The sequence below is a fragment of the Vibrio sp. 1249-1 genome (assembly GCF_033340495.1).
In genome coordinates, this window is sequence record NZ_JAWOWJ010000027.1 from 1 (window position 1) to 16,064 (window position 16,064).

The 16,064-nt window shown below is 40.3% G+C and carries 15 protein-coding genes and 1 other RNA gene; 5 read left to right on the forward strand and 11 right to left on the reverse strand.

Features of this window, described 5'->3' with window-relative positions:
- Positions 1-454: 454 nt before the first annotated feature.
- A complete protein-coding gene (locus tag R7Z50_RS23395; protein ID WP_005381667.1) occupies positions 455-940 on the reverse strand; it encodes a DUF6795 domain-containing protein in 486 nt (161 codons plus the stop codon).
- An 890-nt stretch (positions 941-1,830) separates the two neighbouring features.
- Here R7Z50_RS23395 and R7Z50_RS23400 point away from each other — a divergent pair.
- Positions 1,831-3,054 carry a flagellin gene (locus R7Z50_RS23400; RefSeq protein ID WP_140076331.1) on the forward strand — a complete coding sequence of 408 codons (1,224 nt, stop codon included), beginning with the start codon at positions 1,831-1,833 and terminating at the stop codon, positions 3,052-3,054.
- Here R7Z50_RS23400 and R7Z50_RS23405 read toward each other — a convergent pair.
- The gene (locus R7Z50_RS23405) at positions 3,046-3,615 is read right to left on the reverse strand and encodes a hypothetical protein (protein ID WP_318149280.1); all 570 of its coding nucleotides are present in this window, start codon (positions 3,613-3,615) and stop codon (positions 3,046-3,048) included. The two genes, R7Z50_RS23400 and R7Z50_RS23405, sit on opposite strands and share 9 nt — an antisense overlap.
- 241 nt (positions 3,616-3,856) lie before the next feature.
- On the opposite strand from R7Z50_RS23405, the gene R7Z50_RS23410 reads away from it, so the two are divergent.
- Both R7Z50_RS23410 and R7Z50_RS23415 read left to right on the forward strand, forming a co-directional pair.
- Positions 3,857-4,084, forward strand: coding sequence for a helix-turn-helix transcriptional regulator (locus R7Z50_RS23410; RefSeq protein ID WP_318149276.1), 228 nt, complete (start codon positions 3,857-3,859; stop codon positions 4,082-4,084).
- Positions 4,075-4,920: a hypothetical protein gene (locus tag R7Z50_RS23415; protein ID WP_318149277.1), complete on the forward strand. Its 846-nt coding sequence runs from the start codon at positions 4,075-4,077 to the stop codon at positions 4,918-4,920. The genes R7Z50_RS23410 and R7Z50_RS23415 overlap by 10 nt, the downstream gene beginning before the upstream one ends.
- 365 nt (positions 4,921-5,285) lie before the next feature.
- Here R7Z50_RS23415 and R7Z50_RS23420 read toward each other — a convergent pair whose 3' ends face one another.
- The 4 genes from R7Z50_RS23420 to smpB all read right to left on the reverse strand — a co-directional run bounded on the left by R7Z50_RS23420 (position 5,286) and on the right by smpB (position 9,585).
- Complete coding sequence (locus tag R7Z50_RS23420; protein WP_318149278.1) at positions 5,286-7,052, reverse strand: DUF262 domain-containing HNH endonuclease family protein; 1,767 nt, start codon at positions 7,050-7,052, stop codon at positions 5,286-5,288.
- A 200-nt stretch (positions 7,053-7,252) separates the two neighbouring features.
- On the reverse strand, positions 7,253-8,476 hold the full coding sequence (locus R7Z50_RS23425) for a tyrosine-type recombinase/integrase (protein ID WP_318149279.1): 1,224 nt from the start codon (positions 8,474-8,476) through the stop codon (positions 7,253-7,255).
- A gap of 189 nt (positions 8,477-8,665) precedes the next feature.
- Positions 8,666-9,033: a transfer-messenger RNA gene (ssrA, locus tag R7Z50_RS23430) on the reverse strand.
- A gap of 66 nt (positions 9,034-9,099) precedes the next feature.
- The gene (gene smpB / locus R7Z50_RS23435) at positions 9,100-9,585 is read right to left on the reverse strand and encodes an SsrA-binding protein SmpB (protein ID WP_005381642.1); all 486 of its coding nucleotides are present in this window, start codon (positions 9,583-9,585) and stop codon (positions 9,100-9,102) included.
- A gap of 119 nt (positions 9,586-9,704) precedes the next feature.
- On the opposite strand from smpB, the gene R7Z50_RS23440 reads away from it, so the two are divergent.
- Together R7Z50_RS23440 and R7Z50_RS23445 are read left to right on the forward strand one after the other, a co-directional pair.
- Complete coding sequence (locus R7Z50_RS23440; protein WP_005381641.1) at positions 9,705-10,148, forward strand: SRPBCC family protein; 444 nt, start codon at positions 9,705-9,707, stop codon at positions 10,146-10,148.
- Entirely contained in the window at positions 10,138-10,497 is a 360-nt protein-coding gene (locus R7Z50_RS23445; RefSeq protein WP_025768875.1) for an RnfH family protein, read from the forward strand. Before R7Z50_RS23440 ends, R7Z50_RS23445 begins: the two co-directional genes overlap by 11 nt.
- A gap of 101 nt (positions 10,498-10,598) precedes the next feature.
- Here the strand turns inward: R7Z50_RS23445 and bamE are convergent, their stop codons facing one another.
- From bamE to nadK, 5 genes are all read right to left on the reverse strand, one after another.
- Positions 10,599-10,958: an outer membrane protein assembly factor BamE gene (bamE, locus tag R7Z50_RS23450; RefSeq protein WP_171344840.1), complete on the reverse strand. Its 360-nt coding sequence runs from the start codon at positions 10,956-10,958 to the stop codon at positions 10,599-10,601.
- A 242-nt stretch (positions 10,959-11,200) separates the two neighbouring features.
- Positions 11,201-11,683 carry a GNAT family N-acetyltransferase gene (locus R7Z50_RS23455; RefSeq protein ID WP_171344839.1) on the reverse strand — a complete coding sequence of 161 codons (483 nt, stop codon included), beginning with the start codon at positions 11,681-11,683 and terminating at the stop codon, positions 11,201-11,203.
- Between the two features lie 21 nt (positions 11,684-11,704).
- Positions 11,705-13,369, reverse strand: coding sequence for a DNA repair protein RecN (gene recN, locus R7Z50_RS23460; protein ID WP_005383750.1), 1,665 nt, complete (start codon positions 13,367-13,369; stop codon positions 11,705-11,707).
- Between the two features lie 166 nt (positions 13,370-13,535).
- Positions 13,536-14,726 carry a DUF3103 domain-containing protein gene (locus R7Z50_RS23465; RefSeq protein WP_005383752.1) on the reverse strand — a complete coding sequence of 397 codons (1,191 nt, stop codon included), beginning with the start codon at positions 14,724-14,726 and terminating at the stop codon, positions 13,536-13,538.
- A 265-nt stretch (positions 14,727-14,991) separates the two neighbouring features.
- Entirely contained in the window at positions 14,992-15,876 is an 885-nt protein-coding gene (gene nadK / locus R7Z50_RS23470) for an NAD(+) kinase (RefSeq protein ID WP_005381631.1), read from the reverse strand.
- Positions 15,877-16,064: the final 188 nt, after the last annotated feature.

Consider the following 16,064-nt stretch of genomic DNA (forward strand, 5'->3'; position numbering starts at 1 on the left):
ACCCAAACGTTTTTGATCTATAAACTGCATATGTTTCTTCAGATCTGGTAAGTCAAGATACCTCGGTGAACGCTTACCTGAAATTAGCTAATTGAACCCAAGTGGCAAGGCCTACGGTCGAATCTGTTGTATTATATGACCCAGACCTGAAATTCTTAGTAAAGTCAAAGTTGAAGAGACTATTTTACTTACCCAACCATCAGTCATCCGAGCGTTATATCTATTGTTGGAGTCAAGAAATACGTTGCGTTCTAGATAAGTTTAAGGCTTAGATTGTAGTGCCGATCACTCATTACTTGTAGCGTTATTGACATAACCCGGAACAGGTTTTTTCCTAGTCCATGAGCGTGGAAGTCGATACCAGAACCTCCTTCTAACCGATACTCAATATCCCCCGTAAATAAATGGCCAAAGAGGAGACATAGGAACTGGAGTTGTATCATGAGTGCATTGTTTAATTTCCATATAAGTCAGAGTCTATATAACCAAATAAATTACATTGGCTGTTTACGTAGTAGTCATCGTTTTCTTCATCATCAATTGAAAAAGCAAAGTACTTAAGAGGGTTCTCAGTGTCACAAGCAAGGTTAGCCATGTTATTTTTTACGTAATCCTCTATTTTATAACCATCAAAGCTTCCTTCCCAAATAATAGTACTTTCATCATTACTGAGTTCTGCGACTAAAACAATAGTTACATAGTGCTCAATAAGAGGAGTGCTTATGATGTTTTTATTTTCATAGACTGGAGAAAATTCAAAGCGACCAGTACTGTCTGTGAATGTTGATAAGTCTATTGATTTCCCTGAGGTGCTTAAACCAATACTAAGGCTAACCTTCAGGCTACTAAGTGGTTTTCCTTTCTTTGTTAACACACCATTGATTTTCGGTGTGTATTGATTAACGTGTTCGTCATTCAATTTACTTTCTTCAAAATTCATGACAATGCTCACTAATATGACGGTAATAATTCCAGCAACTTAATTTTTCACAACAATACTTTCATTTTGAAATTTAAAAATCTATATATGTTGTGTTTCTATTCAATATCTAAGGTTAATTTTGAATTAGAGTTACATTATTTTTTGTAACTACTATTTGTAGTCATTACATCGATAGAGTTGTAATGAAACAAGCGAGTAGGGACTAACAATGAATGCATCAATCAATTCATCGAGGGAGATGAGTATAGGCTTTAGACTTAGATCTAGTTATCTCTTAGAAAGGATAGGTAAGCAGAAAACTTTTAAGTTGCAGGGCTTTTAGTACCATGCTCTCTGCCTTTTTGATTAGTACTTATGAACTTCTTGTTTACTGATTAATACTCAACGAGTTTGTAAACCTACATGGGCCAAAGGTATGCGGTAATCTATGTAGTAAGATTTCAGAAAGCATGAATGTTTGAAAAAAGAGACTATTTTAGTTGATACAAAAAAGGCCACCCGAAGGTGGCCTTTTCCAAATGTTTGGTGGGCTGGCGTCATCTGAAAGTTGCATGTAATGTTATGATTTTAAAGTGAAAAGTATATTTAAACTTGTCCGTTGGGTAACTTGTTGGGTACTAAAAGAAAAGCTGGAGTAACTTTGAAATTCGTGAGCGACTTCAAGTTTAGTTGTATTTAGCAATCAGCGTTCACTATCTTGATGTCAATTGAAATTTAGCACACTACTCATGTAACAGTAACATTCTTTTCTATCAGTAACTTGCTGTGAAAAACAATTAAACCTTTTGCATATTCAGTCGATAATAGAAGTACGTTACGTAAAGTTGGTTGCTTGACCTTTCTTACTACCGATACAAGTCTCAACAATAATAAATTAGGTATATATCGTGGCTGTAAACGTCAATACAAATCTGGTGGCTATGCATGCGCAGCATCGTCTTAGTCGGATTTCCGATAGACATGCTACGTCTATGGAACGATTATCATCAGGTCTAAAAGTCAATACTGCCAAGGATGATGCTGCTGGTCTACAAATATCTAATCGGTTGCAATCGCAGAGTCAAGGAATGGATATGGCGATTCGGAATGCCAATGATGGTGTTTCTATGCTTCAGACTGCTGAAGGAGCTTTAGCTGAATATTCGACAAATCTAATGCGAATGCGAGATCTAACACTGAGGTATGTCAATGGTTCACTTAATGCAGAAGACCAGAATGCGATTTTATTAGAGTTTGAAGATCTAAAAGAAGAGCTAAATAGAATAGTTCAAACAACAAGCTTTGCTGGAGATAAGTTGCTTAATGGCAGCCAGAGTTTACGTTCTTTTCAAGTTGGTTCTTCTAGCGGGGAGGCTGTGTTAGTTGAATTCCCTGATATAGAGAGCAAACTAGAACAAACAGGAAATAATACTCAAAAGGTATTTTATGCTCCAATTTCGAACTACAAAGTGGATAACTGGAGAGCAGATCCTGGGCAGCGTATCGGAGTTAAAGTAGTTTACTCCGAGGACAATAGCACTGAGCTTTTGATTTCGGATGCTATGGAAGGTGCTACGATGGAGGATATCGTGGAAAATTTAAATGATAAATATGGAGATAAAATCAATTTCTATTTAGATGGCTCTATTGACAGCAGTACATTAGAAGAGCGTGATGTCGGAAAAGCAGATCAATTAAGGCTTTGTTACACTTCAGACAAAGACGCATATATCACCATTCAATTGAGGTATACTTCTGAGTCAACCAGAGCTAATAATCCATTTTATTATGGTACTGGTCGATCCTATATCGATAATCATCCTGCTGAACTTGAGTTACCTAAACTCGAAAATGGTAGTGATGATGTGGTAGCTGCATTGGATGATCTTATACATTTTGTTGATTCAGCTAGAGCTTATCTTGGCTCATCGCAAAACCGACTTTTCCACGCGATCAATAATTTATCTCAATCTTCAGAAAAAGTGGCAGCTAGCGGTAGCCAGATACGAAATACTGATTTTGCTAAACAAACTAGTGAGCTTACTAAACAGTCTATCCTCAATCAGGTAAATACTTCTATTTTGGCTCAAGCAAATAGCTCCAATGTAAGTGCTATGAATTTATTAAACTGAGAAATCTTCATCTCGAAAAACCTCTGATTCTCGTCTTAGGTGAGGTTTCTTGCGAATTATCCTTTTTGGACGACGACACTCGCCAATGAGCTGGGTTTGTTTTTGAACATAGCTTTCTTTTTTTAATCTTTCTACAAGTACATCAGTCCATTTTTCTACCATTCTAAGACGATATTTTTGTGTATTGACCACTCTTTTTGCGATGAACGGTGTCTCATAGCCAGAATCTTCAAGAAAGTTAGCTATAGCTTTGTCATTGAATCCTTGTTGCTCTTTGAACTTAGCTATGTTGTGGATTTGCATCAAGTACAGAGCTTCTTTGCGGTTCGCTTTACCTTCAAAGCTTCCGTCTAAAAAAGTACTAAGACAAAGCTCGATAATTGCGGACAAATTTTCATTGTTACGGAGTTCCTTACTTGAGAAGCCAAGTTTAGTTCCAATGGCATCAAGGTTGTCTAGTGCGACATTTGATACATGAATTCTCTTAGTTACGAGTCCTGAATCTTTTCTTCTTTGTGTTACATATTGTTGTCTTATAGCTGCATCACTTCTACGTTTCATAATCAATTCTCGTTCCTTGTTACATCCTTTACGCTACACAATTTTTCCATCTATTTAAATGTATTTTTAACATGAGACTCACAAATAAAAGCTTTAATTTGCTGTTTTATAATATTTTTTATGTTGTGAGTCTCACTGTTTTTTATGATGACTTGTGAGTCTCACGAGTTGGTTTCTGTAGTTTGATACGATGGCACCATTATTTGAAACAGAGATAAAAGACATGGCGAATGAGAGATATATGAAAATTGGAGAGGTGTTAGAAAGAACTTCCTATAGCAGAGCTCAGATCTATCGCTTGATGAAATCAGGAGAGTTTCCAAGTTCATATCGACTTTCGAAAAACCGAGTTGCGTGGAAAGAATCTGAAGTGGATGTTTGGGTTGAAGAGCGCCAAAGTATTTTTCTACTACCACCGTTAGATAAAGGGCAAAAGCTACTCGAAGAGGTATGGAGAAGATGCAACTAGACATATTCTTATCTGGCACCAGATTAGAAGAGTGTGATTGGTTAATGAGCGAGTATGAAGCTTATTTGGAGAACGAGTATCGCATCGAGCTGTTGAGAAAAATGGCTGATCATGTCCATGGGAGTCTTGGTCGAAGATATAGTTGTGGTCGACTGCATGCGCTAGCAGACAAGCTAGAAGACTGCAACGAAGGTCTATACGAGTGTAAGAGTGTGGCGTGTAAGAAGTGTAATCGGCAGTTTAAAATAGAACGTGTTAATAACATCATTGCTTCAATTGTGCTTGATCAAGAGCAAACACAGAATGTTGAATACGGTGTCTACACTATAATTCAATACTCGCGCGGAGTAGATGCGTATGACTTCGTTGACTATGATATCCCTAAAGATAAAGACAGATTGAGAAAGCTTTTGTCTAGATGTGGTGTCGATGGTCCGGTACTGGGTTCGTTTGAGTTAGATTTTCATGGCTCGCCACAAAAATGGTTACCTCACTACCATGTTCTTATGCGTAAATCGGGTAATGAAGAGGCGATTGAACGATTAGCAGAGAAACTTACGAAGCTACACCCCAAGCATATCAAGCAAAATAGACAAGCTAGACCATTCATGAAGCAGGAGTTTAGAGATCCTCTCAAGCAGTTGAGTTACATACACAAGTTGGCTTGCTTTGAAGTTCGTGATTATCAATCGTTTTGGGGTAAGAATCTGACTAAAAAATATCGACTTAATAAGTTGATGTTCTGTGAATCTCTTTGCTGGTTAGATGAACAAGATAGAAGGACGCTACCTTTTCAATGGCATGCAAGAGAGTGGTTAAAACAGTCCAAAGTGTAATCTACGATTTGTGTAGATTACACCAATATCACCTATCTCAATGGCTTAAATTAGAACATTTAAGAAGCACACGATACAACACTAGTCGCCTATCCACTATGAGCCAGTAACAAATAGCAAAACTTCCCTTCATCAGCAAACTAGCAGCTTGGCATTAGAAACAAACCTAGTAGTAAGACATATCCATTAATTCGTTCTTAGAATGCTGTCGTAGAACAAACTAAATTGTTATTGCCCCGTTCCGTGCTGGCAACTAGGAAGAAATCCTTCTCGGTTACCAAAATCACCTTTGCGCTAAAGTGTGTTAGAGCTGCGCTCTTTTAATACAAGAGCGCTCTTATTAGGTTTTGGAAATATGGCCTATTTTAGAATTTCCAAACATGATCATATGCAAGACGAGCAAGCTCTGTTGTTCGTTGATCTATATGTTGAGCTGTCCAATCATCGGTTTCTAAGTTATTTTGAGAAAAACTCTTTGTAAGCTCGAAATTGCTCTGTTGATATAACGCTATTTTGTCACTAAATGGTTTGGTGTCAGCTTTATTATTTAACGCTGAACCGAGCGGCAGAAGGTTTCCGATTTTACCAACCTTAGCGTGATTAGTTTTTTGAGACATAATGTGCTCAAGCGTCATATCTAAAGGTACAACTTCAACACTGCCTCGCTCGTGACGCTCTAACATAAAGAAAATGTATTGAATTAGCTTTTTATCAGCAACGCTTGTTTTTGTGAACTTGAGTTCGGTAAATTTTCTTATAAATAAATCTCGACTAGGTACTTTTGCTCTTAGTTTGACCTTTAATTCTTCAAGTGCAGTTGCAGCGGCTCCACGTGTCTCAGCGCTCAATACCTGACGAGCATAAGAAGAATAAATATTCTCTACACCTGAAGGTCTTTGTGAGCAAATAGCGTTGAATGAGAAGTGAAAAAACTCAAGAACTTGTAACATTTCGATGAGCTTGGATTGACGTATTTTTCTTTTTGCAAAAGCTTCAAACATAGACAAAATGAGCGGTCTACAAATCGAAACATTGAACACTTTAAGTGAATTTAAAGAATAGAATATATGCTTAGAGTTGTTTTCTCGCCAATCGTCAAAGCGAGGGTCGAGTATTTTGGCATAAATACCAACACTTCCCTGTAAGTTTTCTAGGAATTCTTCTGCCGTAAAATCGCCAGAGATTAATTTATCTTTAAAATTTTTGTACAGTGAACTTTCACTAGAAACTGGGTAGTGAGCGTTCCACCAATGTCTCACATAATTCACCATCTTAAAGTTCTTATTTCTATCGGCAATTTGACTGTTTATGCTATTCCAACCAGTTTGCGCAAAATCTATTGGGTGATTCTTACGTAGTTCACTAAACAGTTTATTTTTAATTAAGTCAGCCGCATCTAGATCCATACCGCGAGCATTTAGAATCTCAAAGATGATGTATGCATCATCGTTGTTGGCAACAACAACTTTGATGACCTTAATATGACGAGTTAACTGAACCGCTATTGCTTTCAAGCACCGAATGGCATCCGCTCGTTCAGTGCTTGCTGTCCCAAGTAAGTCTGTTGTTAGATTATCCGCTTTTAATTTGTTTTCAAAAAAATCCCAAGCATCAGCAAGTAAGTTATCTTCACGGTTTTTTGCTTCACACTGATGCTTTTCAAAGCTTTGAATTGCTAGTTTGTAGTAGTTGCTTTCAGACTTACGTTCAAGTTTGAAATATTTTGGAGCTTCGGTCTCTTCTAAAGTTGGATCCTCTTCTTCACTAATAAGAGCACCTTCAATGTAGTTATCAAAGACACCTTTCGCATATGCGATGTCATCTAGTTTTTTAAGTTCCTCAACAATAGAACAGATTAGCGTAGTAATAACGGTAATTCGCTGCTGTCCATCCACTATCTGTTGTTCAAACCCGTCCTCATCTCCTGCTAGAACGATAGCTCCGATAAAATATTCACTAAACTCAAAACGAGAAGATGTTGTATTGAAAGTAATATTGGAAACAAGATCGTACCAAAACTCTTCAAGAAGTTCTTCTTGCCAAGAAAACTCTCGTTGATTTCTTGGTACGATATACTGTTTGCGTAAAGAAAATAGATTATCTACCGTTACAGGAGTAGCCCTAAAGTCCATGCTAGCCTCATTATTATGATTGTCGATTTAGGACATACTACTTAGAAATAAAACTGCATGCATTAACCACTTATCAAGATTTTGTTATCTATAGCAGAAGTAATGAATTTATTGTTCTTGGTAGGTATGTCAAAAAAATGCCACCAAAAAGTCGTGTAAGTCGGAATTGGACATTTCCTAGTTACTAAGATTATTGTGTTTCAAGCTACTACCGCCAATGACATTCTTGATTGAGATGCGTTGACGATATGCTTACTCCACCAATCCATAAGGTCTCTTCTGCGTTCTAGATAGTCTGTACGGTTATACGAACGCTGAGTGCTATCACCAATTGCGTGGGCAAGAGCAGCTTCCACCAACACGAAATCATGGCCATTCTCATTAAGGATCGTACTAGCCATAGCTCTCATACCATGAGATACCAAGCGATCCTTAAAACCCATTCGCTTGAGTGCCATATTTGCGGTTTGACTATGCATTGGTTTTTTCGGATCTTTAATTGATGGAAACACATACTCGCTATTTCCCTTCATTGCTCTCATTGTCTTCAGCAGATTAATTACCTCTTCAGTTAGAGGTATACGGTGTTCCTTTCGTTTTTTCATTCTTTCTTTTGGTATGAGCCATACACGTTCTAGTAAATCAAACTCCGCCCATTTCGCGCCAGCCGCCTCATTTGGTCTTGTCATAGTATGAAGTTGAAACTCAATAAGGCAGCGTGTAGAGCGTTTAATACTCGCGTTTGCTAGTGCATTCATTAGGGCTGGTAGCTCATTTGAGTCCAGCTTTTTCATATTTTGCTTAGTGGGCTTTTTAAAAGCAGCTAGGATGTTGCTAATCGGATTTGCTTGCAGTAGTCCGCAGTTCATCGCATAGACCATAACTTCATTTAAGCGTTGTGTTAGACGTCTAACAGTTTCCAGAGAACCTTTAGCTTCTACTACCTTTAGAGTTTCGATTACGGACTGTGCTGTAATCATAGATATAGGTTGTGAGCTTAAAGTAGGGAAAACATGAAGTTCAAATGAGCGCCAGATATCCTTCGCGTAGTCTTCGGTTACTTCTGATTTCTTTCGTTCTATCCAATTATGTGAAACATTAAATAGTGTGTGCTGGTGTATAGCCTCGCTTTTTTCTTTCTCTTCTCTTTTATGGTGTTTTGGATCGATATCTAGTGCTACTAACTCACGGTAGCCTTCTGCTTTTTTTCTTGCATTAGCTATCGATAGTCTCGGGTATGTGCCCAAGGTCATATTTCCACGTTTTCCTGTAGCTGGACTCTTGTACACGAAACGCCATGATTTTGTTCCATTTGGCATAACTCTAAGTTGTAAGCCTTGGCCGTCACTGATCAATTGTTCCTTGTCTGTTGGCTTAATGCTTTTTACTTTTTTATCTGTCAGTTGAACTACACGTCTTGCCATCTCTTTATACTCGATTTAGTACCCAAAATATCTTGGATATGAGTATAGGGTAAATCATTGGGTACTAAAAACGTGAGCAGATATGAGACGCGATGAGACAGAATAAGACAAGGAGGTGAGTTAAGTAATTGAATTTTTGATGTTTTAGATACAAAAAAGGCCACCCGAAGGTGGCCTTTTCCAAACGTTTGGTGGAGCTGGCGGGAGTTGAACCCGCGTCCGAAAACCGTTCATCATTGGTACTACATGCTTAGTCGATCTTTAATTTCGCCACCCACCTGCGAACCGACACGCTAATGAATGACTAGCCTGAATTAAAATTCGCCGTTCATCTCTCAGGCGGGAGAATCCGGGCTAGCGCGTTTGGGTTTGATCCCTCGTTATTCCCCGTCTTACGTGCGGAAGCTAGGGCGAGAGAGCTCTTAGCAGGTTATTAAGCTGCTAGTGCGTAGTTTTCGTCGTTTGCGACTATTTTTTTGCGGTTTGTTAACGAGGCCTACCGCACCTCGGCATGCACCTCAGACTTCTGAATTCCCGTCGAATCCTAAATCAGCCCCAGATAATATTCGCATAGTAACAGAAAAGCATTGGCTGTCCAGTACTATGCGTTTAAGTGGTCAAGATTAACGCAGTGCGCTCTTCATTACGCGTGCTTTTTCTCTTGCCCAGTCTTTTTCTTTTAGATCCGTACGTTTATCGTGCAGCTTTTTACCTTTTGCTACGCCAATTTTTAGTTTCACCCAAGAGCGAGACCAGTACAGTGAGAGGGCCGTTAATGTCATACCTTCACGGTTTACACGTCCGAATAGGTTATCCAGCTCACGACGACTCATTAGTAGTTTACGCACACGTGTAGGGTTCGCCACAACGTGTGTCGATGCCTGATTTAAAGGAGTGATTGTCATGCCACTCACAAAGGCTTCACCGTCACGCATAAATACGTAACTTTCAGAAATATTGGCTTTACCTTGGCGAAGGGCTTTCACTTCCCAACCTTGGAGCTCCAAGCCAGCTTCGATTTCATCATCGATGAAATACTCGTGGCGAGCTTTTTTATTCAGCGCGATAGTATTGCTACCCGCTTTTTGTTTCGTTTTTTTCTTTGCCATAATAGCGTCATTATACGGGTTGGATATCGGATAGGAAATCCTTTTATTTGCGCAATCGTGGAATAAAAGTAAAATTGGCGAGTAGCTTTAAATCTGTACATGTATCGATAGGAGTATGTATGAAGCAAGTCAGCCGTTCTGCGCTTGTGTCTTTTAGCGCCGAACAGATGTTCAATCTGGTTAATGATGTTGCTAAATACCCTGAATTTCTGCCTGGTTGCTCGGGCTCTAGAATCATTGAGTCTTCGGGGAATGGTATGGTGGCTTCTGTCGATGTGGCGAAGGCTGGAATCAGCAAAACGTTTACGACTTCAAATGAGTTGATCCCCGGTCAGGCAATTATGATGAACTTAGTGGATGGTCCGTTTAAGACGTTGCGTGGTGGTTGGATTTTTACCGCGCTAGATGAGCAAGCTTGCAAGGTTGAACTAAAGCTTGAGTTTGAATTCTCAAGTAAAATGATTGAGATGGCCTTCGGTAAGATTTTTAACGAGCTTACTAGTAATATGGTAAATGCATTTACTAAACGCGCAAAACAGGTCTACGAATGTTATGAGTATTGAGTCAGATATGATTCACGTTGAGGTTGTCTATGCTCTTCCTCATGAACAGCGTGTATTTAACTTAGTGGTAAATAATCACGCAACGGTAGAAGAGATCATTCGACAATCCGGTGTATTGGAGTTGTACCCTGAAATTGATTTGTCCAAGAACAAAGTGGGTGTGTTTAGTCGTAACGTGAAGTTGGATGCGACCGTTCGAGATCGAGACCGAATAGAGATTTATCGTCCGTTACTCGCCGATCCGAAAGAGATTCGCCGTAAGCGGGCGGAGCAGGCTAAAACCGAGGGGAGTGCAGACCCAGTCACCGGTGGCAAGCCTAGTTCTGTACGTAAAAATAAGCAGGATTAATATAAACCCAATAGCTCATGTGAGTTACTCAAAGTTTGACTAACGTGATTTCTATATAATAAAAAACCTCCCAAACGGGAGGTTTTTTTGCAAAAGTCAGTTTACTGAATTTGCTCGTAAAATGCGTCACTTTTTGGAAAGTCACCACTGATGTCTGCGAGTGTGCCTTGATCGTTAAAGTTAACGATCAGGTCTTTTTGCACTGGATCACCGTGACCAGGAGTATGGTGATAAATATAGTACCAAGTGTTTGGGTAGCCGTTTTCAATAAGCATTGGCGACCCTAGTACGAAGCGAACCTGTGCTTTAGTCATCCCAAACTTTAATTTATCAACCGCACTTTGTTCTACATAGTTGCCTTGGTTGATATCAATACGATAAACCAGTCTTTCCAATACCGAACATCCTGTCAGCAATGTCATTGCTAATGGTACGGCAACTAACCACTTCTTTAATTGCATAATAATTTCTTAGTAACCTTTAAAATACTGCGCTGATAATAAACAAGCTCGACGCAGATGTAAAAAGCTATGCGTCGTATGGTAGACAATCTGACAACGAATTTTGAGTTGAGTTGCATTTATTCACCGATATTAGGCGGTAAATGTCACCACATGACGTATTAGTTAGGTGACGAAGAGCAAATTTCAATCGGAAGTAGGGTGATGGACGCTTTCAGCGGTGAGCCAAGCCTAGTGACTCGTTAGTCGGTTTTGGCGAATTTGCGTAATGCATCACCTGAAAAACGATAATACTCTTTTTCATTAATTAGTGTTGCACCAATTGAGCGGTAAAACTGACCTGCGGTAGGGTTACTACTTTCAGCTGTCCAGTCCAACCTTTGGCATCCACACTTGATCGCCAAAGATGCCAGATACTTCATTAACTTGAGACCAACCCCTTTTCCTCGAACCTTCGAAGATACGAACAGATCTTTTAAGTACATCTGCCCTGAGAGTTTTGGGGCAGGGAACATGACGGTATAAGATGCAAAGCCTACGACGTCATCATTATCGTAAACCGCAATGATATTAACGCCAGAATGTTCAGAGAAGACTTGGCTCTTTAGATAATGGACCAGATCGTGTTTTGATGAAGCTTTTTCTTTGAAGTAGTAATGTTCTAACTCAATAAAAATAGGGATGAGATCTAAGCAGTTGGTTTTGTGTATTGCTCTGATATCCATATCTCATCCCTTGTCGATTTATTAAGCGGCGATAAGCAGTTCTTTTGCGTTTGCCAACGTTGAGTCGGTTATTTGACTACCCCCAAGTAAGCGAGCTAATTCTGCCACACGTTGTTGTTCATCTAATGCGTGCATTTGGGTTTCGGTTTGGCCTGCTTTGGTTTGCTTAGCTACAAACATTTGTTGATGGCCGCATCCTGCAACTTGAGGGAGGTGAGTGACACACAATACCTGAGTAGATTCGCCAAGCTTGCGTAGCATTTTGCCCACTACGGCAGCTGTTGGACCACTAATACCTACATCCACTTCATCGAAGATTAAACTTGGTGTATCTACTTTCTGAGCGGTGATCACTTGGATCGCTAGAGAGATACGTGATAGCTCACCGCCTGACGCAACTTTTGCTATAGGTTGCAATGGTTGTCCCGGGTTGGTCGATACTAAGAAGCACACGCTGTCCATGCCAAGCGGCGATGGGTGCGTGTTGTCATTGCTAACTTCGATACTGAATACTGCTTTCTCCATGCTCAATTCGTGCATGCTTTGTGTGATCAGTTTGTTCAGTTCTTTTGCGTAACGGCTGCGTGATTTGTGCAGTTTTTCTGCTTGTGTTAGAAAGCTTTGGTACTTGTGTTCTACTTCTTGAGCAAGCTCATCTAAACGTTCATCGGAGCAATCTAACGCTTCTACTTGGGCCAGAAGATCTTGATGATGCTGGTAGAGTTCTTCTGGCATTACGTGGTGTTTACGAGCTACAGACATCACTTTAGAAAAACGTTCTTCTACATAAGCCATACGAGCAGGATCAACATCGATGCCATCTAAGTAGCTGCGTAATTCATTCTTCGTTTCTTCAAGTTGAATCATCGCTTCTGACAGCATGTTAGGTAGCTCAGATAGCTTTTCATCTAATTCGGCTAATTGAATTAGGGAGTGATTGGCCGATTGCAAAATACCAAGCGCATTGACTTCTTCACCTTCGTAAATAAGTTCGATGGCTTGCTGACAGGTAGTGGCGAGTTCACCACTGTTGGATAGTCGTTTATGCTCTTGCTCGAGCTCTGCAAATTCTTCTTCACCTAGCGATAACTCATTCAGTTCTTTGATTTGGTATTCAAGCAATTGTTTTTGCGCCTGGTTTTGCTGGCTATTTTCTTTTAGTTGCTTGAGGTTATTGTCTGCCTGACGCCAATGCTGGTAAGCACTTCGTGTGCTTTTTAGTAGGTTTAAATGCCCAGCATATTGGTCGAGCATGGCCATTTGGTGCTCACTTTTCATCAATTGATGATGAGCGTGCTGCCCATGGATATTGATAAGTAGCTGCCCTAGAGATTTGAGTTGTGATAGTGGAACAGGGCTGCCATTAATGAAGGCTCTTGAGCGGCCTTCTTTTGTGATAATACGACGCAAAATACACTCACTGCCATCTAGCAGATCGTTATCTTCTAACCAACGTGTTGCATGTAAGTTGTTGTCCAATAAAAAGGCGGCGCTAACTTCGGTTTTCTCTTCACCTTGTCGCACCATGCCGGCATCGGCTCGTCCGCCTAAGCAGAGCCCTAAAGCATCGATAGCAATGGATTTACCCGCGCCTGTTTCACCTGTAATGGTGGTCATGCCCTTAGAAAGCTCGAGTTGTAAAGACTTAACAATCGCAAAATTATTAACACTTAGATGAGCCAGCATTTTATTTACCTGTATAACTGAACAATACTGTATAAGAGAACAGTATATACTGTTTCTTTATACAGTAAAGTCAGGTAAGGAAAATTTTCTTTGTAGGCTGTTTTTTTGTGATGAAGTGGGAAAAATGAGCCGATGTGATTACAACGACTCATTAAAATTGAACAGGTTACGGACGAGTTGGGTTAATCGTTAGTGGTTCTAGTGTGACGACTGCATTCACACCTGCACCTGGGTGATCTACGTATGAAGTATCTTGCATTAGAGTGTAGTAAACGTCGACGAAGTCATCATCATTCGTGAGTACACCATCGGGGATAGTGTCGATGATCTTGTTCGTGATTTGCGGAATAATCGCGTAAGCCTGAACTTCTGGATCTGGAATCGCTTTCAATACTTCTTCGGCAACTTGAACAAGGAGTTTTGCCAATTGTTTATAGTCTGTGCCGTCATCTTGCTCCATGAGCACAATGTCTGCCGCACCCCAGCGGTAACGAGACCAGTGAATAATGATCTGATTTGGATAGTAATCTTGGTTATCGTAGTCTAAGTATGGAAGCTCCACCAAATCGAGAGTAGGTTCATCACGACTTGGATTGACGCCCGTTACGATAGCGTAGATTTCTGCCTTGCCAGAGATCCAAGGTTCTTTGTCATCGGCTAGACGGATCTTTTTCAACTGCGTGGTTTGAATTGGAGCCGCTTCGCCCACTGCGCTACTTGACAATAGCGGTGTATTTTGGCGTTGTTCATCAGCAATATATGGTTGAACTAAAGCTGGTTGACCGAGTTTTTTCATCTCAGCTTGCATAGCTTGCAAGCCTGCTTTTAGCTCTGCAGAGCTATTGTTATCAACGACAAGTACAGGTACCTCAGGGAGCTGGTAAACATCGAGTTGATGGATGTTGCCATAAACATCAAATGCTTCGATGTATTGCCAATTCTCATCATCACCACTTGGTTCAAATGCAAATAATGGCTCGACCTCGCCACTTTGCCATGCTGTTATCATGGCTTCATTTGCCAAGCGAACTTCTAACAACTGATCAGAGTATTCAGAAATACCTTTCCAGCTACGAATTTGAGTGTCAGCTTGTACAAGCTGGCGGCTGAACTCTGAGTTAGGGTTTTGCTTAACAAATGCTGATACAGACACGTTAGTCTGTTGCGGAGTAATATCTCTTCTCAGCATGGGTTCAATGGCAGCATAATTCTCACTCAATTGTTGAGCTAGGGCCCGTTTCGTCTTAGTGATATCTTCCGCTTTTGCATTGGACACACTGTTGACTTGCGTTTCCTCTGATTGGCAGCCAATAAGTGCTAATGTACTGAGAACAGACAGAATGATGGTTTTCTTCATAATATGTCCTTTATTGATTGTATGAAATAGAGTTGATACTCTATTCATGGTGAGAATATCACCGGACATAGATCATTGAATTTGCTTTTCTATCTTTTGTGTAAAGTTTGCCCACAGGATCAAAATTTATAAGCTTCTCTTTAATGATGACAAATATCGTGTCGCCTCACTACTTTGTGTCTATTTCTTGTCTAAGAAAGCCAAAAGCCAGTAGCAATTGAGCTGCTGGCTTTTTTATTGAAGTTATTACCCTGAGTAACAAGTGTTAGAACAATTTACTAGACCAGCCAAGCTTATTCCGTAAGACGTGATAGTAGCTGTAGTCTTTTGGATGGATGAGCTTTAGTACATTTGGACTTTGATAGATGTGAATTTCGTCGCCAGGGGTAACTGGAAGTGAGACTTGTCCATCACAGCTAACTTCTTGTGTTCCACGGTTTTCTGGTGATACCACCAATTTAATTCGACGTTTTCCATCAACCACCAAAGGTCGACTCGACAATGTATGCGGGAACATTGGCACGAGTGAAATGGCATTCAAGCTAGGAGAAAGAATTGGGCCGCCGCCAGAAAGTGAATATGCCGTCGAGCCAGTCGGAGTGGAGACAATCAAACCGTCGGCCCGTAAAGAGAAGGCGAAGCTTTCATCTATGTACACTTCAAATTCAATCATATGGGCAATTTGCCCTGGGTGAAGTACGGCTTCGTTTAGCGCAGCGTTATGACTCTTTATTTGTCCGTGGCGGTGTACTTCCGCCTCTAAAAGAAAACGCTCCTCTTCAATATACTCACCGTCGAGTACCGCTTGCAGAGACGCTTGGAAGTCGTCTGGGTTCAAGTCAGTTAAGAAGCCCAGATTTCCACGGTTCACGCCTATAACTGGTACATCAAATCGGGATAAAATTCTTGCTGCACCTAGCATGTTGCCATCGCCACCAACCACAATGGCTAGATCGGCATTTTTTCCTAGTTCAACTAAGCTAGCAAACTGACTCTGTGGGATATCATCCAGTATTGCGGCAAGGCGATCGTCAATGAATACTTTATAGCCCTCAGAGGTCAACCATTGGTACAACTCTTTATGAGTTTGAATTGCTTGTTGATCTCTTGGTTTTCCGATAATCGCGATCACGTTACATGGATTTTTCATAGCATTTCCGCATTAAAGAGGCTTGAATCAGGAATCTTCATCCCCATAATAATGGCAAGTCACCTAAATATGCGAATTTTTATGTGGTTAAAGCCCGCAAAAACGCGCATGGCTTTAAGGGCATTATGTTGAATTCTGGAGATATCATGAGCAACGAAGAAAACAAAGTTACAGAAGAAGAGCTTGAT